This window comes from Gemmatimonas sp., from assembly GCF_031426495.1.
Classification (GTDB): domain Bacteria; phylum Gemmatimonadota; class Gemmatimonadetes; order Gemmatimonadales; family Gemmatimonadaceae; genus Gemmatimonas.
In genome coordinates, this window is record NZ_JANPLK010000059.1 from 25274 (window position 1) to 48078 (window position 22805).

The 22805-nt window shown below is 62.5% G+C and carries 21 protein-coding genes; 17 read left to right on the forward strand and 4 right to left on the reverse strand.

All coding sequences use genetic code 11. The features are described from left to right. Positions 1–11: 11 nt before the first annotated feature. From RMP10_RS14835 to RMP10_RS14900, 14 genes are all read left to right on the forward strand, one after another. Positions 12–578: a dihydrofolate reductase family protein gene (locus RMP10_RS14835; protein ID WP_310570981.1), complete on the forward strand. Its 567-nt coding sequence runs from the start codon at positions 12–14 to the stop codon at positions 576–578. Between the two features lie 18 nt (positions 579–596). After that, positions 597–1136: a hypothetical protein gene (locus RMP10_RS14840; RefSeq protein ID WP_310570982.1), complete on the forward strand. Its 540-nt coding sequence runs from the start codon at positions 597–599 to the stop codon at positions 1134–1136. Further along, a complete protein-coding gene (locus RMP10_RS14845; protein ID WP_310570983.1) occupies positions 1133–1630 on the forward strand; it encodes a nuclear transport factor 2 family protein in 498 nt (165 codons plus the stop codon). The genes RMP10_RS14840 and RMP10_RS14845 overlap by 4 nt, the downstream gene beginning before the upstream one ends. A 65-nt stretch (positions 1631–1695) precedes the next feature. Continuing rightward, entirely contained in the window at positions 1696–2202 is a 507-nt protein-coding gene (locus RMP10_RS14850; protein WP_310570984.1) for a hypothetical protein, read from the forward strand. Positions 2203–2328: 126 nt separating this feature from the next. Then, on the forward strand, positions 2329–3570 hold the full coding sequence (locus tag RMP10_RS14855) for a hypothetical protein (RefSeq protein ID WP_310570985.1): 1242 nt from the start codon (positions 2329–2331) through the stop codon (positions 3568–3570). 59 nt (positions 3571–3629) lie between these two features. Then, the gene (locus tag RMP10_RS14860) at positions 3630–3800 is read left to right on the forward strand and encodes a hypothetical protein (RefSeq protein WP_309672895.1); all 171 of its coding nucleotides are present in this window, start codon (positions 3630–3632) and stop codon (positions 3798–3800) included. Between the two features lie 88 nt (positions 3801–3888). After that, positions 3889–4569, forward strand: a complete 681-nt coding sequence (locus RMP10_RS14865; protein ID WP_310570986.1) for an isoprenylcysteine carboxylmethyltransferase family protein — start codon at positions 3889–3891, stop codon at positions 4567–4569. 193 nt (positions 4570–4762) lie between these two features. Beyond that, positions 4763–6037, forward strand: coding sequence for a serine hydrolase domain-containing protein (locus RMP10_RS14870; RefSeq protein ID WP_310570987.1), 1275 nt, complete (start codon positions 4763–4765; stop codon positions 6035–6037). 186 nt (positions 6038–6223) lie between these two features. Then, positions 6224–8104 (forward strand): erythromycin esterase family protein, encoded by a 1881-nt coding sequence (locus RMP10_RS14875; RefSeq protein WP_310570988.1) that lies wholly within the window; start codon positions 6224–6226, stop codon positions 8102–8104. A 307-nt stretch (positions 8105–8411) separates the two neighbouring features. Next, on the forward strand, positions 8412–8813 hold the full coding sequence (gene lspA, locus RMP10_RS14880) for a signal peptidase II (protein WP_310570989.1): 402 nt from the start codon (positions 8412–8414) through the stop codon (positions 8811–8813). 245 nt (positions 8814–9058) lie between these two features. After that, on the forward strand, positions 9059–9790 hold the full coding sequence (locus RMP10_RS14885) for a molybdopterin-dependent oxidoreductase (RefSeq protein ID WP_310570990.1): 732 nt from the start codon (positions 9059–9061) through the stop codon (positions 9788–9790). 244 nt (positions 9791–10034) lie between these two features. Beyond that, positions 10035–10526, forward strand: a complete 492-nt coding sequence (locus tag RMP10_RS14890) for a 2Fe-2S iron-sulfur cluster-binding protein (RefSeq protein ID WP_310570991.1) — start codon at positions 10035–10037, stop codon at positions 10524–10526. Continuing rightward, the gene (locus RMP10_RS14895; protein WP_310570992.1) at positions 10523–12679 is read left to right on the forward strand and encodes a molybdopterin cofactor-binding domain-containing protein; all 2157 of its coding nucleotides are present in this window, start codon (positions 10523–10525) and stop codon (positions 12677–12679) included. Before RMP10_RS14890 ends, RMP10_RS14895 begins: the two co-directional genes overlap by 4 nt. Positions 12680–12911: 232 nt before the next feature. Beyond that, positions 12912–13346, forward strand: coding sequence for a hypothetical protein (locus tag RMP10_RS14900; protein WP_310570993.1), 435 nt, complete (start codon positions 12912–12914; stop codon positions 13344–13346). Positions 13347–13564: 218 nt separating this feature from the next. Here the strand turns inward: RMP10_RS14900 and RMP10_RS14905 are convergent, their stop codons facing one another. Then, positions 13565–13720: a hypothetical protein gene (locus RMP10_RS14905; RefSeq protein WP_310570994.1), complete on the reverse strand. Its 156-nt coding sequence runs from the start codon at positions 13718–13720 to the stop codon at positions 13565–13567. A 204-nt stretch (positions 13721–13924) separates the two neighbouring features. Here RMP10_RS14905 and RMP10_RS14910 point away from each other — a divergent pair, with 204 nt between their 5' ends. After that, entirely contained in the window at positions 13925–14890 is a 966-nt protein-coding gene (locus tag RMP10_RS14910) for an alpha/beta hydrolase (RefSeq protein ID WP_310570995.1), read from the forward strand. A gap of 830 nt (positions 14891–15720) precedes the next feature. Then, the gene (locus tag RMP10_RS14915; RefSeq protein ID WP_310570996.1) at positions 15721–18915 is read left to right on the forward strand and encodes an SUMF1/EgtB/PvdO family nonheme iron enzyme; all 3195 of its coding nucleotides are present in this window, start codon (positions 15721–15723) and stop codon (positions 18913–18915) included. 148 nt (positions 18916–19063) lie between these two features. Here the strand turns inward: RMP10_RS14915 and RMP10_RS14920 are convergent, their stop codons facing one another. Beyond that, positions 19064–19882 (reverse strand): hypothetical protein, encoded by an 819-nt coding sequence (locus RMP10_RS14920; protein ID WP_310570997.1) that lies wholly within the window; start codon positions 19880–19882, stop codon positions 19064–19066. 495 nt (positions 19883–20377) lie between these two features. Here RMP10_RS14920 and RMP10_RS14925 point away from each other — a divergent pair, with 495 nt between their 5' ends. After that, positions 20378–20671, forward strand: coding sequence for a hypothetical protein (locus RMP10_RS14925; RefSeq protein ID WP_310570998.1), 294 nt, complete (start codon positions 20378–20380; stop codon positions 20669–20671). Positions 20672–20888: 217 nt separating this feature from the next. Here the strand turns inward: RMP10_RS14925 and RMP10_RS14930 are convergent, their stop codons facing one another. Both RMP10_RS14930 and RMP10_RS14935 read right to left on the reverse strand, forming a co-directional pair. After that, positions 20889–21158: a hypothetical protein gene (locus RMP10_RS14930; RefSeq protein WP_310570999.1), complete on the reverse strand. Its 270-nt coding sequence runs from the start codon at positions 21156–21158 to the stop codon at positions 20889–20891. Positions 21159–21347: 189 nt separating this feature from the next. Continuing rightward, positions 21348–22556 (reverse strand): hypothetical protein, encoded by a 1209-nt coding sequence (locus RMP10_RS14935; RefSeq protein WP_310571000.1) that lies wholly within the window; start codon positions 22554–22556, stop codon positions 21348–21350. Positions 22557–22805: the final 249 nt, after the last annotated feature.

Sequence of the window (22805 nt, forward strand, 5' to 3'; positions counted from 1 at the left end):
ATAGCGCGTCCATGGGAATCCTGACCTTCAGCCTCAACCTCTCCCTCGACGGTTGTGTCGACCACCGCGAGGGGATCGCCGACGACGAGACGCACGCGTTCTTCACCAATCTCATGAACGCGAGCGGCGCGATGCTGTGGGGTCGCGTCACGTATGAGATGATGGAGAGCTACTGGCCGGCGGTCGCGCGCGGCGACGTCGAGGCGCCGCCGGCGATCCGCGAGTGGGCGGTGCAACTGGAGGCCAAGCCCAAGTACGTCGTGTCGAAGACACGCACGGAGTTTCCGTGGACGAACAGCCATCACATCGCCGGCGACCTGCGCGCGGGCGTACAGCAGCTCAAGGACGCGACTCCGGCCGGCGTGCTTGTCGGGAGCGGTACGCTCGCGACCGAGTTGGATCGGCTTGATCTGATCGACGAGTACGTGTTCCTCGTGCACCCCCGGATCGCCGGGCACGGCCCGACCTTGTACCAGAGCGGACTGCCCAGCACGCGACGCCTCGACCTCGTCACGGCCACGCCGCTGCGCTGCGGCGCAGTGGTGATGCACTATCGGCGCGCGCAGCCCGACACGTAACAACGACGACTCCCTTCGATGAACGACACGCGTTCACTCTTGCAGCACTTCCTCGCGGCCATCGCCTATCGCACGCAAAAAGCGCTACGCGAAGCACCGCACGACTTCGCGGACTTTCGCGCCGGCACGCACGTGCGGACACCGCACGAGCTGCTCTGGCACATGACCGGTGTGATCGGCTATGCGCGCACCATGCTGCATGGCGGCGACTTCGCTCCGCCGCGCTTGCCGACCTTCGCTGAGGAGGTCGCGCGATTTCACGTCACGCTCGGTGCGCTGCGCGATGACTTCGCCGACGCGTCACTGCAGGCGACGATCAGTGATGCGCAGTTTCTGCATGGTCCGCTGGCCGATGCCATGACGCATGCAGGGCAGTTGGCACTGCTGCGGCGACTGGCCGGCGCGCCTGTTCCGTCGGAGAATTTCATCCACGCGGCGGTGGATGCAGCGAACGTGGGTGAGAAGCAGGCACTACCGGAGGCGCCCGATGCGTGGTGGCGACCGGATCAACCGCCGCTGCCGCCAGCACCGAACCCGTTGGAGGCTAGCTCCCAATGAATCGATTCACCCCCGTCCGTTGGTCACTGCTGGCAGCGCTCCTCGCGAGCGCGTGCGGTGGTCCGACGCCCGCGACCAGCCGTGCCGACCAGTTGCCCTTCGATCTGGACGCAACACGGCGCCTCATCACGCAGCAGAACGCGCGCTTCACTGCGGCGCACGTCGCGGGCGACCTTGCGACGATCGACTCGATGTTTGCTCCGGACGCCAAGTCCTTTCCGCCCGGTGCCAACGCGGTGTCCGGCCTCCCGGCCCTGCACGCCTTCACCGTGGAGTACCTCAAGGCCGGTGTCACGGAGTTTCGCGAGCAGACCACGGACTTCTACGGAAATGCGGAGTACGTGGTGGACGCTGGCACCTACGTCGTGACCTACGGCCCCGCGCACGCGACCGAGCGCGGCAAGTATCTGAACGTATGGACGCAGGTCAACGGAAATTGGAAGATCAAGGCGAACATGTGGAACACCGACGCACCCGATCCAACATCGAAGTGAATGGTCGATACCCGCGGCGGTCAGCCGACCCACTGAACGCGCGCTGCACCTGGGATATGGCCAGCGTGAACTCCGAGAGTGGCGACAGCAGAGTCCTCCGCATCACCCGCGAGCGCTTTGGGGCGTTCGTTGAGTCGCTCGAGGAGCTCTCCGGCGGGCTTGTGGTGACGCAGCATGACATCGTCACCGTTGTTCTGTCCCCGCACGTGCTCCTTTTGCCCGTACCGGAGGCACTCGGTACGTATGCCGTGAGCGTCTTCGACAATGGCTTGACGGCGCTCGCCTGGGACGACGGCACCATGGTACAGTGCATGTCGGGTGACTCGCTTCGCACGATGGGCGGAATCACAAACGGTCGCGATTCGGTGTTCAAACTGCGTGGGCTCGATATGGTGATGTTATGCACGCTGGGGCAGAATCGTGCAGCCGATCGGTGGGTCGCCCACGTCGACGGGTTCCTGAGCGAGGCGCATACGTTCATCGTGCACGTCAGCAGCCTGCACGTCGAGCAGCGGGATCTGTTCCTGGGGTGTCTGCGATCGCTTGCCGTCTCGCCCAATCAGGCTGTGTAGGTGCGAGGGGCCGATGCCATTGGGTGGGCAGACCGAACAATGTGACGAAGCGGCGCAATCGCGAGTTTCTGAATGAAGATCTGCTGGCCGTGTATGTTCTGATCCATCTATGAGCACCGGAGCTCCATGATTCAGCAAGCCGCTGTGTTGCGCGCACCCCTCGGGTCGCGACGGCAGGAGCCGGCGACACGCGCCCGATTGCTCCTGCTCGCGACGCTCGCGGTAGTCGTTGCTGGGTGTCGCGAGGCCGCCAGTCCGCAGCGCGTGAGCCGTCGCGTCGTCGGCGACACCACATTCGTGTTGTCACCGGCAGACGGGGTCGAGGGCCCGATTCGTTTGGCCGAGTCGCTACGCATCACCGAGCCGACGCTCGATTTCAGTAGAGTAGACGCGGGCGCGTTTGGGCCGAGCGGCACGATCTGGATCTTCGACGCCGCTGGTCCGCATGGTGCGACCATTCACGTGGTCGATTCACTCGGCCGCACCTCGACGCCCGCGGGACGCGAGGGCGAAGGCCCGGGCGAGTACCGAGCGCCACTGCGGATCTTCCGCTTGGCGGACAGCACGATGTTGGTGAAAGAGATGTCCACCACACGTGCTGTGCTGTTCAGTGGCGCGGGGGCGGTGCTCTCGACCATTGCCTTACCCCCGAAGGTCGCGGGTGGGTGGGTCGTTACGCCGGATACTACCGGTGGTTGGTTCATCACCGTCTCGTTCGAAGACAACACGCCGAGTCGCATTGGCCGATTTGGCTGGCTGCATTTCGATCACGCGGGCAACGTCATCGACACGGTACACCCACCAACCTACATGCTTTCTGAACCGACACCGGACGGTATCGCACCGGGTCGCATTCGCACGGTTGGGAGGGATGGTTCGGTGCTGACAACCGTCCCCGGTCCGAATCGTGTGACGCGGTATGCGCTGGATCACTCTGTGCTGGTGATGGAGTGGCCCGGGCTGCCGCCCGAATACGGCGACGCCGAACGTGCCGACATGCAAGTCGTGGAAGATCGAATGCGCGAGTTGTTCGGCGAGGCAAAACGCGCGCTGCCCACCCGTAAGCAACCGGCGAATCGAATCCTCACCGATGGCAGCGGCAACCTCTGGGTTCAGTTGTCCACTGTTGGCGAGCGAATTCCGGATGAAGAGTTGTCGAAAGATCAGGGGCCGCTGACGGTCAAGTGGCGCGAACCCGATCGGTGGGCCGCCTTTCACCGAGATGGAACGCTGCGTTTCGTCGTGGACCTACCGCCTCACGCGAGGCTACTTGATCGTGAGGGAGATCGATTGCTGGGCGTTGTCGCCGATGATACCGGTGCCGAGCAGGTGGTCGTCTGGCGAATTGTTTCGCGTGCGGGCCGATAGATCTACGCAGTGCGGCATGGCTCACCACGTACCTCGTTGTTCCGACATCGTATGTCCTGATGGCAATCTTTCTGGCTTCGGAGTCGAACGCACCGGGCATCCTCGTGCCGCGTGGCACGACGCTGCCGATGCGGGGGCCGATCGTGGGCGCGTTGGCGGGCAACGTCCTGAAAGGGTTCCGCGTCGAACTGGACTACGCGCACGAGACGCTGTATCTGTCGAGGCCGTGACGGATACGTTGCAAGCCGTGATCGCTCTGCTACCCACGTGCGGTCTCGCCCACGTCGTTGCATCACACCGACTGAGGAGGGATAGCGCGTGCTCGTCGTTGCGCTCCGGCTGATGGCCGACGCTACACTCGTGGCGCTGATGCTTTTCGCGTCGGCCGGCACGCTCGCGTGGTGGCGCGCTTGGGTGCTGCTCGGGGTGTTGATGGTGGTCCGCGTCGCTGGTGCGGCGATGATTGCCCGTGTCAGCCCCACGTTGTTGCGCGAGCGCGCGCGACTCCCGCTGCATGGCGAACAGCCGACAACCGATCGCGTGCTGCTGCTCGCGGTGTTGGCCACGGGGTTTCTCGGGCTGCCGCTTCTCGCGGGACTCGATGTGCACCGGTGGCACGTGCTCCCGCCCCCCGCGCCTTGGCTTAACAGTGTCGGCTTGGTGCTCTTCGTGCTCGGCTGGGGCCTCAAGCAGGTCGCGCTCCGAGCGAATGCGTTCGCAACTACGGTGGTCCGACTGCAGACGGAACGAGCGCACGCGGTCGTGGACGCTGGGGTGTACGCCGTGGTTCGGCATCCGTTCTACGCGGCCGATCCACTGATCCTGGTCGGGCTCGGCCTGTGGTTGCAATCGTCTGCGGCGGCGCTGGCGGCGGTCGTCCCGGTGCTGTTCATGGTGCTCCGGCTGCAGCTCGAGGAGCGCTTCCTGCTCCGGGCGCTTCCCGGCTACGCTGAATACGTGACGCGCGTGCCGCATCGCCTCGTGCCAGGCGTTTGGTAGGAGGTTTTGTTTGTCCCTCACGCTTTGACCGTACTTCACGACGGACGTGCTCCGCTTGATCGGTGCCTTCCCCGGTCGGTGAAGGATCGAGACGCGGCCCCCGGGTCGCCACGCCACAGAAACGCCGAACACGGTGCCGACGTAGGCCTGACATCGGGACGTCTTGGCACACAATGCACCCCTCTGGCACACGATGAAGCGATTCTTGGTGGCGGCGGTAGCGATGCTAGTGTGGACCGGTGTCGCCGGATACGGCGCCATTGCGGGTTGGTGGCTCCGGCCGATCGCGCCCCGCGGCGACGCGCAGGCGTTCATGCAGGCGGTAACGGCGCGAGCCGCGGCGGAGAGCAAGGGTAATATCGCGCTTGTCTTGCTCCGCCACGGCGACGTGTATGCGGAGTTGTACACGCCTTCGATCGATCCCGTGGATCGGGACACCCGCTTTCCATTAGCGTCGATGAGCAAGTGGTTCACTGCTTACGCCGTGCTGCAACTGGTGCAAGCGGGCCGCGTCGACTTGGATGCACCCGTAGCGACCTATCTCACGCAGTGGCAGCTGCCGGCGGGCCCCTTCGACGCGCAACAGGTCACGAGCCGTCGACTGTTGTCGCACACCGCCGGCCTCACGGATGGCCTAGGGTTTGGCGACTACCAGCCGACTGAATCCTTACCCCCGATGTCGGAGACGCTGCGCCATCCGCGAGCCTCTGCCGACTCCGCTGTCGCCATCGTCGTGGGCCGCCGTCCGGGCGGCGGGTTTCAGTACTCGGGCGGCGGCTATTTGATACTTCAAGCATTGCTGGAGGACGTCACTGGCATGCCCTTCGTGACGTGGATGCAGGACTCGGTCTTCCGCCCGATCGGCATGCACCGCGCGACCTACGCCTACCTCGGCTCGCTGGACAACGTGTCCCGGTCGTTCGACGCGCGTGGGGCACTCGTGCCGACCTATCGCTATGCGGCGGCCGGCGCCACCGGACTGTCGGCATCGGCGCGTGACCTTATCGCGTTTGCGCAGGCCAATGTGCAGGCCAATCGGCGCGCGAACGTGCCGCTGCGAAGCGCTACACTGGAACGCATGCGACAGCCGCATGGCCGCCAGTTCGGCCTCGACATCTGGGGGCTCGGCGTGGCGCTCTTTGCGCCAACGGCGAGTGGCGCGTACGTGTACGGTCACGATGGGAGCAACGCGCCGGCCATCAACAGCGCCATGCGGATCAACCCCGACAACGGGGACGCGGTGATCGTGCTGGTCACGGGGAACCCCACGTTGGCCACTGCGATCGGCGGCGAATGGACACTCTGGCAAACCGGCGTCGTCGATTTCTTGTCGATCGAGCGTGCCGCGCGATCGGCGCTGGTGCCGTGGCTGCTTGGATTCGTGACCATGGCCGCGCTGCGGCGATGGCGGGTGGTGCACCGCCGTCGCACAACCACACCGTTCAAGGTCGCTACGGAATGTCTCTGAGATTGCTTGTTGACGGGTACGCCGTTGGCATCCCGCTCACCGATCTGACGCGCGCCGGCGACTGACGCCGGAGTTCGGCGCCTGCTCGTCGTCGAGCGGAACCGGGACGGCATGCTTGTGGTACACTTCCTCCGAGGATTTCGGAGGACGCGGCAGTATTCACATTGTGGCCTGGAGATGATACGAATGCGCTTCTCTCGATGTGTCCTCGCGGCGGTGTTCTCCGTCGTCGGCGCGTCCGCTGCCAGTGCGCAGCAACTCGTCAACCTCGGCTTCGAGACCCAGAACACCGGGGGCAGGCCAAGTGGATGGGGCATGGGGGGCGACGGGTTCGAACTCGTTGCCGACTCCACGTCGCCACTGGCGGGGCGATTCAGCATGCGCACGCGATGGATCGGACCCGCAGCGTACACCGAGGTCTCGCGCAAGTTTGCCGTGGCGAATCAGCCCTTTCCCGTGGCGCTCGCTGCCGGACGAAAGCTGCGCCTCAGCGGCTACATTCGCACCGAAGGCATCGCGACCGGATATGCCGGATTCTGGATGCGAGTGGACGGACCGAATGGCGCTCCGTCAATCGCCTTCGACAACATGGGGACGCGCGGCGCCCGTGGCACGACACCGTGGACGCGTCACGTGATCGAACTGCCGGTCGACTCGGGCGCGGGGGCGATCTACCTGGGGCTGCTCCATCCGGGCGACGGCACCGCGTGGTTCGACTCGATCACTGTCGAAGTGTTCGGCGAGCCCATGCCGCGGACGGTGATGTCGTACACACCTCCACCCCGCCCAGCCGAAGACATGTCGCGGCTGCTGACGGATGTCGAGTTGGCGGTGCCGCGCGACAGTGTGGTGGTTCCCGAAGACTCGGCGTACGCGACCTGGATGCGGGCCAACGCTCGTCCCATCCGGTCTCTGGGCGCTACCGACTTCTCGGACTTGCAGTTCTTCAAGCCGCTGCTCAACGGCAAGCGCATTGTGCAACTGGGCGAAAGTGGACACGGCGTCGCTGAGTTCAACCTGGCCAAGGTACGTCTCATCAAGTACCTGCACGAAGAGATGGGCTTCGACGTGATGGCGTTTGAAAGCTCGACGTTCGAGTGTGATCGAGCGCGGAAGAACGTAGCGTCGCTGTCGGCGTTCGAGCTGATGCGCGCCTGCATCTTCGGCGTCTGGCACACGGAAGAAGTGGTACCGCTATTCGAGTACATCAAGGAGACGCAGCGCACGAATCGTCCGCTGATCCTGGCCGGATTTGACGAGCAGACCAGTTCGCTCACGGCGAATGCGCGCCCTGGGTTTCTGCGTTCGCTGATATCGACCATCGACACGGCGTACGCCAGACACGTGTATGCAACGGACTCGGTCTTCCTCGCCAATCGGCGCCCGGAGTACGTGTCCGCTAACAAGGACCGATTGGTCGCTTTCTACGATTCACTCGGCGCGTTCATCGCCACGCATCGGCGCGCGATCGAGGCTGCCCACCGCGATGACCCCAACGCGGCGATGGTCGGGCGGCAGGCGGCGATCTCGATGACGTACTTTGTGCGCCAGCTCGCGGCGGGACTCAATCGGGACGGCACCGAGATCCGGGACCTCGGCATGGCCAACAATCTCGACTTTCTGCTCGATGAGCTGTATCCGGGCAAAAAGGTCATCGTGTGGGCGCACAACTTCCATATTCAGCATCGCGAGAACACGCGCGCGACGGCCACCGACTCGTCAATGCTGTCGACGCGCACCATGGGCACGTGGGTCGCCGAGCGTCATCGCCGCGAGCTATACACGATCGGGTTGTTCATGTACCGGGGGAATGCCGCGATGAACGATCGTCGGCCGTATCCGATCGCCCGTTCACGAATCGGTAGCTTCGAATCGATCTTGCATCAGGCGCCGTCGCGCTACGCGTACGTTGATTTTTCACGCGCACGTCGCGAGCGCGGCACCGAGTGGATGTGGAATCGTATCACGGGACTGTCGTGGGGCACGCAGCCGGAGCAGTTCGTGCCCCGCGACGAGTACGATGGCGTGTTGTTCATCGATCGCGTGCACCCGCCGCGGTATCGCTGACGAGACCGGGCCTCTCGACGAGCGCGTTGCGGCGGCTTCCGCCGGCGGTACCTTTGCTGTGTCGAACGAACCCGTCCACACGGTGTGTCACTTCAGCATGTTGGACCAGGTTCCGGAGCGTGCGAATGATTCCGCAGTGGGCGGTGCCGGAACTTGGTGATCAACCGTGGTGTTCCGCGTGGGCGCGCGAGGCGCTCACGGGGTGCCTGCGGGCCATGTGCGCAATCTGATGAACGGTAGAATCTCGCGTTGCAACTGGCGAGCGATTCTGGTGTAAGGCAGGTTCATCGCTTGCTGCGCGCCTCCGTTGCGTCTCATTCTGGTCCGGGTGACGCTGGCGTACAATCAAGGCGCGGCATTCTCGACGCACTTTGGCCCGTATCAGCGTTGGCTTTTGATCGCGTTTGCGGTCGCCATGTTGATTGCGCTCACGTGGTGGTACCGTCCGGCGGCGCGTGCCGGACGGATGGCCATCGTTGGCTTGGCCTTGGTGACGGGTGGTGCCGTCGGCAATCTGATCGATCGACTGCGCTCCAATCGCGGGGTGGTCGACTTTCTCGATCTGGGGGTCGGCGCGACGCGATTCTTCGTGTTCAATGTGGCCGATGCCGGGATCTCGGTTGGTGCGGTGTTGCTGCTATACGCGCTCTGGAACCATGAGCACGCTGGGAATGCCGGGCCACCTTCCGTGCGCGGGCTTGATGCCTAGCCTTGGGTTGTGTTCAAAAGGGCCTTCACGGGTTGCTCCCTTCTCGCGGCGCTCAGCGCGGCAGTGATTCGATCCCTTTCACCCGTCGGAGCATCAGGCATGCCGAGAGGTGCCGTCAATCCTACGAAGACCGGATGGTGGCCGAGTGCCGACGGTTGGCCGACGAGGGTCGCACCGCGCTGGCGCCCTGATCAGGACAGTCGCAGAATTAGCAGCACGATGAATACGCGTCAGCCTCGATTACCATGAACCATCCCCTTCCGCCCGGGCAACGCGAGATGTCGTCGTTTCCTCGCTTCGGGCTCAGTCGCTTTGCCAGCCGTTTCCCAGAAGATCTTACGCGCGCCGCGTTGCACGTGTCGGGCGAGGTGACGCATGAGGTGCACCTCGCGAATGCACTGACGGGCCTGCCACGCGTGGAGCACGAAAGTGATTTTCATTGCGTCACGACTTGGAGTCGGCGCGCGGTTCGCTGGGGCGGCGTTCGCTTCAGCGATTTCTATGAAGCGGTCGTGATCCCGCGAGCGTGCCCTCGCCCTTCGGCGACGCTCGTCGCCCTGCGAGGCCACGATGGCGCGCGCACGGCGCTGCTGTTGGCCGATCTTCTCGCGGCGGATGTGCTGCTCGTCGACCAGCTCGACGGGCAACCGCTTGGTATCGATCATGGCGCGCCGCTGCGCCTGATCGCGCCTCAGCACTATGGCTACAAGTCGGTCAAGCATCTGGCCCGAATCGAATTCCGGAATCCGGACGCGGGCTATCCCGTGTCGGGGTTCCGCTTCATGGATCATCCGCGCGCGCGGGTCGCGCTCGAGGAACGGGGGCGCGGGGTGCCGGGCTGGCTCCTGCGTATCGCGTACCGGCCGTTGATTCCGGGGACTGTGGAGCGGTTCGCCCGCGCGATGGCCGGACACAGAACGCGAGCCTCGAGCGTCGGCGACGGCGTCCCGATCCGGGGTGCACACGAGCGCGGTTAACCGAGCGAGTGCGAGGTGCTCGTAGAGCGCGTCCTTCTACTGACTCACCGTGTCTTGCCGCTGACAACGCCACCCATGCGGAGTGCTCTATACGCTGACGCCACGTTTACAGCAGCAGGGAGCGCTGGACAGTGCAGCCATGTCTGATGACATTGCCTCAGTATGTGTTTTTGCGTGCTCGCGGTCAGTCGCTCGTTCAGGGAAGCGCCAGCGCAACACTCGTCACGATTTCGCGGAGCGTTATATGGGTAAGTACACACTCAACGTGAACGGCGCGTCCCGGACCGTGGAGGTCGAATCCGACACGCCCTTGTTGTGGGTGTTGCGCGATTCACTCAACCTGACCGGCACCAAGTTCGGCTGTGGCATCGCCCAATGCGGTGCTTGTACGGTGCACCTGAGCGGCGTTTCCACGCGATCCTGCCGCACGCCGGTATCGACAGTCGGCACGGCCACCGTTACCACCATTGAAGGCATCGACACGCCGCAGGCGCGCGCCTTGCAAGATGCCTGGTGCGAACTCGATGTCCCGCAGTGTGGGTACTGTCAAGGCGGACAGATCCTGGCGGCCGCCGCGCTACTGAAGGCCAATCCGCGTCCCACCGACGCCGATATCGACACGGCGATGGCGAGAAATGTGTGTCGCTGCGCGTCATACACACGGATTCGCGCCGGCATCAAGCGCGCCGCCGAGTTGGCCGCGACCGCCACTCCAGCCAACGGGCAGCGCACATGACTCACGACTCGAATGCCGGTGCATCGAGGCTCGATCGACGCCAGTTCATCAAGATCACTGCGCTGGCCGGCGGTGGGTTGTTGGTCGCGAGCGGCTTCGACACGGCAGAGCATCTCGCTGTCGCCGACGCGGCGCCGACGACCGGTCTCGCGCCCGTCGCAGACTTTGCTCCGAACGTCTTTGTCAGTATCGCCCCGAGCGGCGTGGTCACCCTCATCGCGCCGAATTCGGAGATGGGTCAAGGCATCAAAACGTCGTTGCCGATGATCATCGCCGAAGAACTCGATGTGAAGTGGGAGCAGGTGACCGTCGTGCAGGGTGACCTGAATCCGGCATATGGTCGGCAATTCAGCGTCGGGAGTGGATCGACAGTGGCGAACTTCGTCGCCATGCGACGCGCCGGCGCGGCCGCCCGTGCAGCGCTCGTGGAGGCCGCGGCGCTGGAATGGAACGTGAAGGCAAGCGAATGCACCACCGCAGACGGTGTCGTGACGCACGCGGCCTCGAACCGAACGGCGACGTATGGTGCGCTCGCGACCAAGGCCGCGCAGTTGGCGGCTCCCGCGAACGTGACGCTCAAAGATCCGAGCACGTTCAAATTGCTTGGCACCCGCATCGCGGGCGTAGACAATCGCAAGATCGTCAAGGGCGCGCCGCTCTTTGGCATCGACGTCACGCTGCCGGGCATGCTGTACGCGACGTACACCAAGTGTCCGGTGTTCGGTGGTGAGGTGGGGAGTGCAAACCTCGATGTGGTGAAGGCCAAGCCCGGCGTCCGCGATGCCTTCATACTCAGTGGAATCGCGGGCCTACCGTCGGGTGTAGCGGTGGTTGCGGATTCCACGTGGAACGCGTTCAGCGCTACGAAAGCGCTCAAGGTGCAGTGGAACGAAGGGCCGCACGTGTCGCAGAGTAGCAGTGAGATGGCCGAACAAGCCGTGGCGCTGGCGAAGGCCAACGCGCCGACATCGCTGCCGTCTGGCGCACGGGCCGTTGACGCGGTGTATCACTATCCGTTTCTGGCCCATGCCACGCTCGAGCCGCAGAATTGCACCGCGTGGTTCAAGGATGGCGTGATGGAGATGTGGACGCCCACGCAGATTCCGTCATCGGGACAGGGTCTGGTGATGAAGGGGCTGGGGCTTTCGGCGAAGAATGTGAAAGTGCACATCACGCGATTGGGTGGCGGATTTGGCCGACGCGGCAGCAACGAATTCTCCATCGAAGCGGCGGCCATTGCCCAGAGGTTCGCCGGGACGCCGATCAAACTGACCTGGACGCGCGAGCAGGATTTTGCGCACGACAATTATCGCTCGAACGGATGGCACTTCTTCTCGGCTGCACTCGATGGCACAGGTACCGTGGTCGCGCTCCACGACGCGTTTGTGAAGATGCAGGGTGGTCCGGGGGACATGACCGCCGAGGGTTTTCCGTTTACGGCGATTCCAGGGTCGCAGGTACGTTCCGGCAAACTGCGCGGGGGCGTTCCCACCGGCTATTGGCGTGCGCCTGGCGACAACGGCAACGTGTGGGCGACGCAGAGTTTCATGGACGAACTCGCGCACGCCGCGGGGAAGGAACCACTCGCGTTTACGCTCGACATGCTGGCCACGGTACCCGCATCGCCGCGGTTCGATGCGACCAAGATGATGGCGGTGCTGAAACTCGCCACCGAGAAGGCGAACTGGGGACAGAAGCGTCCGCGCGGCGAGGGGCAGGGATTCGCCATCTGTTTCGCCAACAACGCGTACGTCGCGATCGTCGCCGATGTCGCCGTGAGTCAGACGGGCGCACTCACGATCAAGAAGCTCACCGCCGCCGTTGATGCGGGCACCATCGTGAACTTGAGCGGCGCCGAGGCGCAGGTGCAGGGCTCGATGCTCGATGGCATCAGTGCCGCATGGTTCCAGAAAGTCACGATCGAGCGCGGCGCGGCGGCGCAGACGAATTTCAACAAGTATCCGATGCTGCGTATGAACCATGCGCCGCCGGTCGTCGATGTGCATTTCATCACGTCGTCAGCGCCGCCCACGGGACTGGGTGAACCGGCACTTCCGCCTGCCGCGCCCGCCGTATGCAACGCGATCTTTGCGGCGACGGGGAAGCGCATTCGTACGCTTCCGATCGCCGACGGTACGCTCAAGTGGACGTAGCTGGCCTGCCGATGCTTGCTGCAGACGGGAGATTCGGAGGCTCGCTTCGCTCGCGGAGTGTTGGGTCTCCCGCTGCAAGAGCCAGCGTTGAGTCGCGCATGCAACCGTCATGCTCGTCGAGCGCGCTCAGCTGCGCTTACTGTCCGCAACTTCGTGAAGGGCCCCGCACGAGAACGCGAGCGTTAGGTAGGCTATCTGCCCGCGTACGTCTACATCCACGCCGGAGGGGAGAATGTGGCGCACCGATACGCCGTGGTTCATGGTGGCGCTCATCATGGCGATCTTCGCGATCGGCGGGGTACTGTTCGGCAAGTTCGAACAGCACAGGCCACGCGGGCGTCGCGCTGTGAAGCAGGTGCTCTTGCTGGCCGTGTTCGTGTTGCTTGAGGTGTACGAAGGGCGATCGTGGGCGTACGGCGTGTTGGCGCTCTTGGGCGTGGGCGTTGTGTACGTACGGGTGGTGGCTGCCGAAACGCGGCATCAACGGCTGGACGGCAGAGCCGTACGACAACTACCTCGCCCTCATTACGCGGCGCGCACACGCGGACTCGTCATGATCGCCGAGGTGACCCGCATCGGTGCGGTTCGACCCTACATCGCTGCAGCGTTGGCGGCACCGTGCTGCCATCTTCGCACTTTCAGTGTCCGTGCGATGGCTCTGACGTAGGGCGGCCTTCGTGTCGCGCCGAGCGTCGGGAAGCGGTGTGAGTCACGTCCTGAGTTCGGCGGCGCTACGCACGAGTCGCTCGCGGCGGGCCACGTCGTTTGCGCGGAGTGACAGTCCCTCGTACGCCCGCGCGATGGCCCGGCTACTGACGCTGTGGCGCGAATACGCGAACAGCAACACGCAGCAGAATGCCGGTCGAGCAGGCTGGTGTCCCGGTCTTACCGTTCCGATACTGCACGTCGAACGGCGTCAGATCGACGCGCCTCGTCGAGCAGGTGGTGCAGCACATGCTCGAAGGTGCCCGAACGCAGCTGAGCAGCGATGTCGATCGGATAGTAATTGGACTGTGTGTCAACGGGCTGGTACCGAGCCATGACCGCTCTCGACGAGGGACGAAAGAGACCGCAGATTCAACCGTTCGCGCACTTGCTGTCCTACATGCGATTCATTGGGCGCGTCGCGGACGTGGCCGACTTGGAGTCGCTTCTCGGTGGAGCGAACCGTACGCATGGCTCCGGTCCGGTAGCCGTGCAGCAGACCCGCGTCGCGTTCGACCGCCTCCACGTAAAGTGATGCCCATGCTAGAACGCCGGATTGTCGGTCGACCGTGGCGCGCCGTACTCACGGTATTGGAGGGCGCACTGGCGCTGGGCTGTGGTGCGGCTTCCACCGATTCGTCGCGCGGACCCATCTCGACCGTCCTCGTGCGGCAGCGATTGGACGTCGCCTATGCGGCGGTACATCCCGCGCAGAAGCTCGATTTGTATCTTCCGCCCACGGGGGTTGGCCCCTTTCCGCTGGTGATCTGGATCCACGGAGGCGGTCGGGCGCAAGGGGACAAAGGCCTCGGCGCGCTCTCGGTCCAGCGACAGCTGACCACTCGCGGGTTTGCGCTCGCCTCACTCAACTATCGGCTCAGCGGGGTCGCGTGGTACCCGGCAGCGGTTCAGGATGTGAAGGCCGCGATTCGTCATCTGCGAGCGAACGCGGAGCGGTACGCGTTGCTGCCCGACCGGGTGGCGCTTTGGGGGAGCTCTGCAGGGGCGCACCTGGCCGCGCTGGTGGGTGTGACCGGTGACATCACGATGTTTGATGACCCCGCGCTCGGGAACAGTACCCAGTCGGCCCGGGTGCAAGGCGTCGTCAGCTGGTTCGCGCCAACAGATATACTGGCGATGGATAGCGATAACGGCGCGCAGGGCTGTCCGTTGTTTGGCGGCACCGGGCATGACAGTCCAACCTCCCCGGAGGGTCTGTTTCTTGGCGCGCGGCCGTCCAGCGTGCCAAGCGTGGCCCGCGATGCGAGTCCGGTGACGTGGCTGACCATCGACGACCCGCCCTTCCTGTTGCAGCATGGTGGCGCGGATTGTACCGTGCCGACGCGTCAGAGCGTGCGCCTGCGTGACGGACTGCGCGCGCTGTCGGGCGACACCACGCGGTCGAGCTGGACGCTCTTTCCCGTGGACGGGCATGGAGGCCCGTCGTTCAGCACGCCGGCGAATGTCGAGGTCGTAGTCGCGTTCCTCGCTCGGTCTCTGCGCTAGGCGGTTGTCGGTCGTGCGGCCGTCCGGCGCCGCGAGGCAGCCTAACCCAGAGTTGCTCTTGACGGGTTCATTTCGAAACGCTCCCTGTTCGCTGCGCTCATTGGTGTGCAAGTACACCCAAATTCCCGCAGATCGTGTGAGCTGCGACCGAGCCGAGAGCGGCCGTCACACACGAGAAGCGGCGGCACCTCCTTGGAGTTCACCGGCACGGGTGCGTAGACGCGCCGTAGACGCCGGACTTCTAGATAAGGACTTCGAGTTGGCGTTTGGTGTAGCAGCATCCTCGGAGTCACGTTCAAATGCCGCAGATTGCAAAGCGCGTCGCACACCTTGCGTGTTTCGCGATCGTTGTCGCCATTACCGAGTCGTGCGGTGGAGGAGGGGACCGTGCTACATCGCCGGTCACAACACCCAACGGAAGTCAGACGGTCGCCACAGTGGCCGTCCGTCCGGAGACTCTGCAACTCCGACCTGGGCAATCGGGCGCGCTGACTGCGGAGGCGAGAACAAGCGCCGGTGCACTGATCGGCTCTGCGGTCGACTGGACATCCGAGGCGCCCTCGGTCGCCTCCGTAGGTGCATCAGGAACGGTGACGGCAGTCACCCCAGGAAGGTCTCGCATCACAGCGCGCGCAGGTGGAGTCAGCGGCGGCGCGTGGGTATTTGTAGTGCGTCCAGACACAGTAAGCGCCGTCACGACGACAAGTGATACGATACGCCTCGTAGTCGGAGGAGGCAGCAGCGTTTCTGTCTCTCCAAATACATTTCCGGTCGGCACGCGCGTCCGTGTTGAGGAAATGACGGTGTCAGAATCCGGTACGACAAGTCCGATGCTGCGCTTGTCTATGACCTACCCGCCGCTATTGAGTAGCGCACATATCCGTGAGACGAACGCGTCATTGGTCCCCGGATCGATCGCGGTGAAAGTGGTCATACCGGGCGTCATTGCGGCGGGAGCGGCCATAAAGGTCGTCGCGACCGACGCGGTCACTTCTGCCGCCCAGACGGTCATAGGATTGTCAGACGCGGTGGTCTCAACCGTTGACGCCTCCGGCCGGATTGCGTCGGAAGTGCAGTCAACACTCCGTATCATTCCCGAAAACGCCGCGCTCGCGGCGAGGCTCTCATCGATAGTCCTGTCAGTTGTGCCGGATCCAACACCCGAGGGTCGCGGATACGCGCTCTATCGAGCAGGAACCGCCGGGAAGACTATCACGTATGCGGGAACGAAGATCCCGCTTGTGTTTATCCACGGTCTGCAAGTCGGGAAACAGGTGCTTTCCCAGTTTGATTCTTGGTACCCTGACAATGCGGGTGAAATGTGGACGCCGCTGCTGAGTCGCATCCGCGACGATGCGATCCTGTCTGCCGTCTTTGAACCGTGGATTTTCCGCTATCCCACCTATCTCCCGATGACGAACTCAGCAGCAATGTTGGGCACCATGATCAGTCAAAGATTTAACGCCAAACCCGTCGTGGTGATCGCCCACTCCATGGGAGGAATGGTGGGAGGAGTGCATTTGTTGAACGCCGGCACCGCCTCCTCAGTCGCGAGAATGATAACACTCGGAACGCCATTCCTCGGATCGCCCCTCGCTCAAAGTCAGGGTCTTTTCACCGGAACATGCGTCGCGCTTAGCTCGAACAGCTTCTACTTAGGCGTGGCCGCCGGCTGGACTGAAGCGAAGCTCTGGCCGTGGATTGCAGGCTGGTCGCAAGGCTTCCAGGATTTAGCACCCTCAAGCGCCGTAGTTGGTCAGTTCAACAACCGTCTTTCGGAGATTGCTTCTCGGGTTTTCGCGATCGGAGGCACGAGTAGCTTGGGAAGTGGCACTTCAACGGAACAGGGGTTGCTGCGGCTCTCCTCGTGCGTACTTGACCTGAACGGCAGGACGCCCAACGACGGCATCGTGCCTCTGACAAGTTCGATACCCCCAGCCCTGACGAACCAAGCGACAACTCCGTCGTCGCATCTTTCGATATACTCGGATCCAACGGCAGTAAATCAGATTGCGGCGTCGTTGAATGATTGGGTCAGTCGGACGCCTGCAAGCCTCTCGTTCTCAGTCCAACCTCCCGCGCGTACCAGTGTTGGCGCGGCGCTGCCAACTATTCGCGTCGTGATTTCCAGCCTAGCAGGCGGCGTGGTAGGCACGGCGACTACCGCAGTCGCGCTCACACTGAGTCCGAACACGACAGGGGCGCGATTGATAGGTGTCAGCACCAAATCCGCCGTTAACGGCGTCGCGTCGTTCGACGGTCTAAGCATAGATGCCGTTGGAACATACTCGCTTGTCGCCGCAGCTGGCGGTTTGCCGAATGCCGGGAGCAGCGCCGTGACGGTCGACCCGCCCGCCGTCGCCGCCAAGCTTGCCTTCGTTGCACCTCCGTCGCCTTCGACGACTGGATCTGTGCTCGTTCCCTCTGTTCAAGTCGCTATTCAAAGCGCCACTGGTGCGACGGTCGCTGGTGCGACGAATACAATTACGATTGCCATGCTGCCCAGCCCCGGAGCTCTCGGCGGAACGATCGCTCGTCAGGCGGTGAACGGCGTGGCCACATTTGACAACCTCTCCGTGAGCACGGCGGGCTCGTATACACTCACCGCAGCCAGCAGTGGAATCGCGGGAGCAACAAGTCCAATGTTCACGGTGACGAGCGGAACCGGAAACTCTGGGCTAGGGATCGGCTTCGGCGATGAGCAGTTTGCCACGATCCCCGCCGGTTCATTTCGAATGGGCTCGGCTAACGGTGACTACGATGAGCAGCCGATTCATACCGTAACATTATCGGCATTTCGAATGCAAAAGACGGAGGTCACGCAAGCCCAGTGGCGATCGGTGATGGGTAATGGCATTTTCGCCGCCGACACCTGTGACGGTAACTGCCCCGCAGACGGTCGATCATTCGATGCCGTGGTGCAGTTCATCGCCAGATTAAATCAACTGAATCCGGGAAAAACATTTCGGCTTCCAACTGAAGCAGAGTGGGAGTACGCCGCACGCGCCGGCACTACCGGCGATTTTGGAGGCACCGGCAACATAGACCAAATGGGATGGTACAACCTCAATGCAGGGCTCCTGATTCACGGCGTCGCACAAAAGCGCCCCAATGATTGGGGCTTATACGACATGCACGGGAATTTGGCAGAATGGGTACAGGATTTCCATGGTATTTATCCGTCAAACGCGGTGGTCAATCCGACGGGCCCAACCTCAGGGTTCTTCCGCATTCTGCGCGGCGGGTGGTTCTTTAGCGACGCAGGTGATGTTCGTTCGGCGCGGCGTCAGCCGTCGCCGCCGTCGAGCGGTCCGTTTAGCAACGGCTTTCGCTTGGTAATCTCGAGCGGTAGTAGCGCTGCCCTCGGCGTCGGGTTTGGCGATGAGCAGTTTTCATCACTCGCCGGCGGCACCTTCCAGATGGGATCTGCCGACTGGCCGGCAATCCACGCGGTGACCCTGTCGGCTTTCAGGATTCAACGCACCGAAGTGACCCAGGGGCAATGGCGCGCCGTCATGGGGAATTCGCCGAGCTCCTTCACAGCCTGCGGGAATACTTGCCCTGTCGAGCAAGTGTCCGGTACCAACGTGCAACAATTCTTCAACCGACTCAATCAACAAGATCCTGGCAAAGGGTATCGACTACCTACCGAGGCTGAATGGGAGTACGCAGCGCGCGCGGGAACCACGGGTGACCTGTACAACAATTTAGACGATGTCGAACCGCTCGGTTGGATTCAGTCGAACTCGGAACGGCGGACGCATGCAGCCGCCCAGAAGCTCCCGAACGGATGGGGACTCTTTGACATGTACGGCAACGTCTCTGAATGGGTAAGTGACGAGTGGGAGCCTCGTTACCAAGCGTCGAGCCAAACGAACCCCACCGGCCCGGAGAGTGGGACACTGTTCCGTGTCACTCGAGGAGGCTCATGGAGGTTGAATTATGCGAGCTCGGCTTTCCGTGACTTCGCGTCGCTCGTTTTTGGAGATAGCGAAATCGGATTTCGCCTGGTGAGAAATCCGTGAATCACGCGACAGCCTTTGTGCACGCGTGGTAATGGCGCAACATAGGTCTATCGGGATGCGCTTATCCATGTCGCATACCCGAGTGTGCTGTCCCAGAGATTCGCAAGGATTATCATCCACCCATACAGTAGTCGTGTACCGGACAGGGTCATCGAACGAAGCGTGCCTCGGTAGCACCAACTACGGGAAAACCGAGATTGCGAACGAGTATCCCTTCACCAGTGGACGTACTCAAGCGTATTACTTGCCCCGCAGCTGGATTCATCGGGTTCGTGGTGAAACCGTACATGACGCCGTCTGCAGAAGCGAGTCCGAAGACCCTCGAGAATCCACTTGAGTGACCCGGATCGATGCGTCGAGCGGAAAACGGCTCAAGCTCCAGCACGAACAAGACCGACGATGTCACCGAGGTCGAACTGACGTAGAATCGTCCATCCGCAGAGAATCCGATATCGCCGTCTGAGCCAAACCCGCTGCCGAGCGAACCAAGTTGTCGGGTCGAGGCGTTGCTGGTATTGACCTCTCGGATGGTACCATCGAGGGTCGCCAGTATCATTCTTCCGGTCGGTGAAACAGCAAGCGCATTCGCGACACGAAGTGACAGATTCAGTGATCCGCGGTCGCTTGCGACAAGCGTGCCGAGGTCGACCTGATACAGCCGATCACTGGAGATTCCCCATAGCTCGCCTTCACGATCAATAGCGATATCGAATAGACTAGGCCGAACTTCGTTTCCCATTCGGACGGTACCTAGAAGCCGATCCTGCGTGATTCCATTTGGATCGATGGCGTAAATGTCCGTCGGCGCAAGGTTATCTTGTGAGGAAGCGACGAGTACTTGGGGGGGCGTCGATCGCACTGCGTCGCTACAGATCCAAGGATCTCGTAGCTCGCCGCGACCGACCTCGCCGTTGCGGCGCTCGCGATCGTCCGTTACGTACTGGCCATCGACGCGCCGGGCCTGCATCCAGTATCCGGAGCATCCGGCGCCCTGTACCTGTGCCGACACTTGCAGTAGGAGCCCCGTAGGCGCTGTCGCAACTGCGCGAAATTCTCCAGTCGTGCTCCCGCCCGGGAGGAATTGCGGCCCAAAGCGAAACTGATAGGCGGGGCTTTGCACTGCTTCCACGCGTGCAATCTTCTCGATTTGAAAGAGCGCGCGAATCGGATCGCGGTAACCGATAGGGTCATCGTCGGGATAGACTGCGGTGTATCCACGCCCGAGGTCCGCGCGAGCCTTCAACTCTAGATGAAGATGAGGCAGTGTCGCCGCACCTCCGGAGTGCCCGCTCAATCCAATGCGATCGCTGCGCGACAGTGGGGTTGCCCGGTCCGTACATCGCGCCGATACGCGACTTTGAGGTGCGCGGGGACATCGCCTCGACTCGGTGCGAAGGCGCTCATCGACCGATTGCAGATGGGAGTACTGCGTATACGTCACTCCGACGAAGCCGTCGAGGCTGTGTCCCACAACGACGGTATTCCCGAACCCTTGATCTCCATCACCGTCTTCGCGAATCTCGACCAGCCAACCATTCGCGACAGCCCTAACAGGAGACCCGTCACCGACAGGGATATCAATCCCGGCATGATGATCTACGCTCTCGTCGCGTCGCTCACCGTATGTTTGGCTTATGAGCGACGGTATCGAGGACGTGAGCCACGAGATTGGCAGAGCATCTCGTATCGCGGCAGCCACCGGATCTGCAGGTTCGGTCGTTCCACCGCAGGCGGCAAGAACGAGCACAAAGACTGAAGCTATGGATCGTAAGAAGCTCACACTTTTGCGCGAGGGACTACCATGTCGGTGGATTGACGTTCGCCGCATGCCCGCGCGGTGAGGACGGGGCTCGACGCCACTTGCACTGGCTAGCAGTTTGGGATCACGAGATGGTAGAAACCCGGCAAGGAGCGATGGCCCCGGCATCGTCGAGAGTGCGCGCAGGCTTTTGCTTTCAATGCAGGCCATACTCTTAGGGCGCTCCGCTCGACGGCTGTCGCATTGCATCGGCCATCTTCTGCGCCAACATTGTGGTATCTTCGTCGACCAGACGCCTGCGATAGTCCATGATCGCGTGCACCGCCGCAATAATCCAGGGAATCGGTGCGAGGAATGAAAGGAAGATGGTTACGAGGAGCAAGAGAGCAAGCAAATAGAAGGCGGAGTTGAGTGCGAACGCCCCCCACTTTCGAGCGAGAATGAAGTACAGCGGAGAGAGAAATACGGCAGTGAGATACATCATATCGGAAGCCTCCTCTGCGTACAGAGATTCATCGTTGTTACCACGCAAACGAACATTTGACCGTTAGTCATTCCGCCGTCCGACAAGGTGCAAGCGATGCTGGCTGGCGCACGGGGCGAACGATGCGTCGCTCAGACCTCGGCGTTCGACCAGCGTACGATCAATTGGGTTGTCGCACGGGAGCTCTAATCATGGATGCGAGACACCAAAGTCATACAATCGTGCCGCTCCAGCCGTCCCCTGTCCCCCGGGACTTGCCGGGAAGAATGCGTACTCGCCAGGTGCGAGCACCGCGTTCGGAACGACCCGATAGACTCCAGTTCGGAGCTTGGTAAACGTGAACGGAACGGCATACTTCGCGTCCGTCCCCGACTGCGCCCCAAAGGCGTTTGCAGAGGCCGTGGTGACTTCTCTCTGCTGAGCGCGCTCATCAAGCCGCATCAACACGAATTGATTGGGGCTTGTCAATGAGGCACCCCACGGCACTCCCGCGCCGCCCAGTGTCGCCTGCGACTTTTCGAATACAAAATAGAACTCGGCGCTGCCATCTCTTGTTTGTATCGATGCATGTCCGTTTTGGATCACCGCCTTGAACTTCATCTTGGCGATTCCGTAGGTCAGCGCTGAACCGACCATATTGCTCGTCTTGCCGGCGGTGTATGAGTTTGGCTCGAGCGACGACAGCGACAGGTCTGACACTCTTAAATAGATGCCTGGCTCAGACGGGATAGTCGCGAGCAGCGTTTTGGAAGCCCTCGACGTTGGCGCAACTGATCGCGCCACCACGGTATCGGATCGTTTAGGCGCGCTCACAGTGGAAGGCGAGGAGGGAATTGGAGTACTGTGAGCGGGCTTGGAGGTGGGCGGTGGCGCAGTCGCGACAACCGGGATGTCCGCAAGCGGCGGTGCCATCATGGCCTTGATTAAGCTCGTTGGTACTTTGCTTTGATTCAGACGCACCATGCCGGCCGCGCTCATGTCGAAGCCGAGGCGCGTCGTCCGCATCTTCAAGTTGATCAGTTCTGGGTCAACCCTGCTCGATACCAGCAGAACAATGTCTTCATTCTTGAGCACTTCGTCTTGGGTTCCCGGGACGATACTCGCGTTACCGTTCGCCCTGCCCGCTTGCAGTGCAGTGATCATCTCGCGGATGACTTTCCAGTGTACTTCGCTCTTTACCAGCCGGACAATGCCCGGGGCGGTGACATCGAAGCCCGGACGCGTTCCGAGAATCTTGGCGACAATAAGGTCGCGTGAGAGGTCGCCTTTCACCATCTGAATGACGTCGTCGTTCGAGAGGACCTCTGCGGCACCCTGCGCGCGAATGTCGCCGGCGCCGAGAACGAGGGTCGCGATGACGACGACCCTAGCATTGTGGTGAGAGGCGAGCAGCCGCATAGTGTTATCGCTCAACGTGATGGGAAGCGCCGGTCTTACCAGCGGCCAGACTACGCCTCGATCGTCCGAGTTCTCACGCACGGACGTCGTGACCGAACGCCAACGATTGATTCTCCGTGCGCGGTTCCCCTTCAATGTTCATTGGCGCCGTCTACCAGGCGTCTACCGGCCGATATCTCATTCTCGAGCAACGAATTCCCGAGAAATGGCTTGCTGATAGGCCCTCAGCCCTATACCGTCGTTGGACCT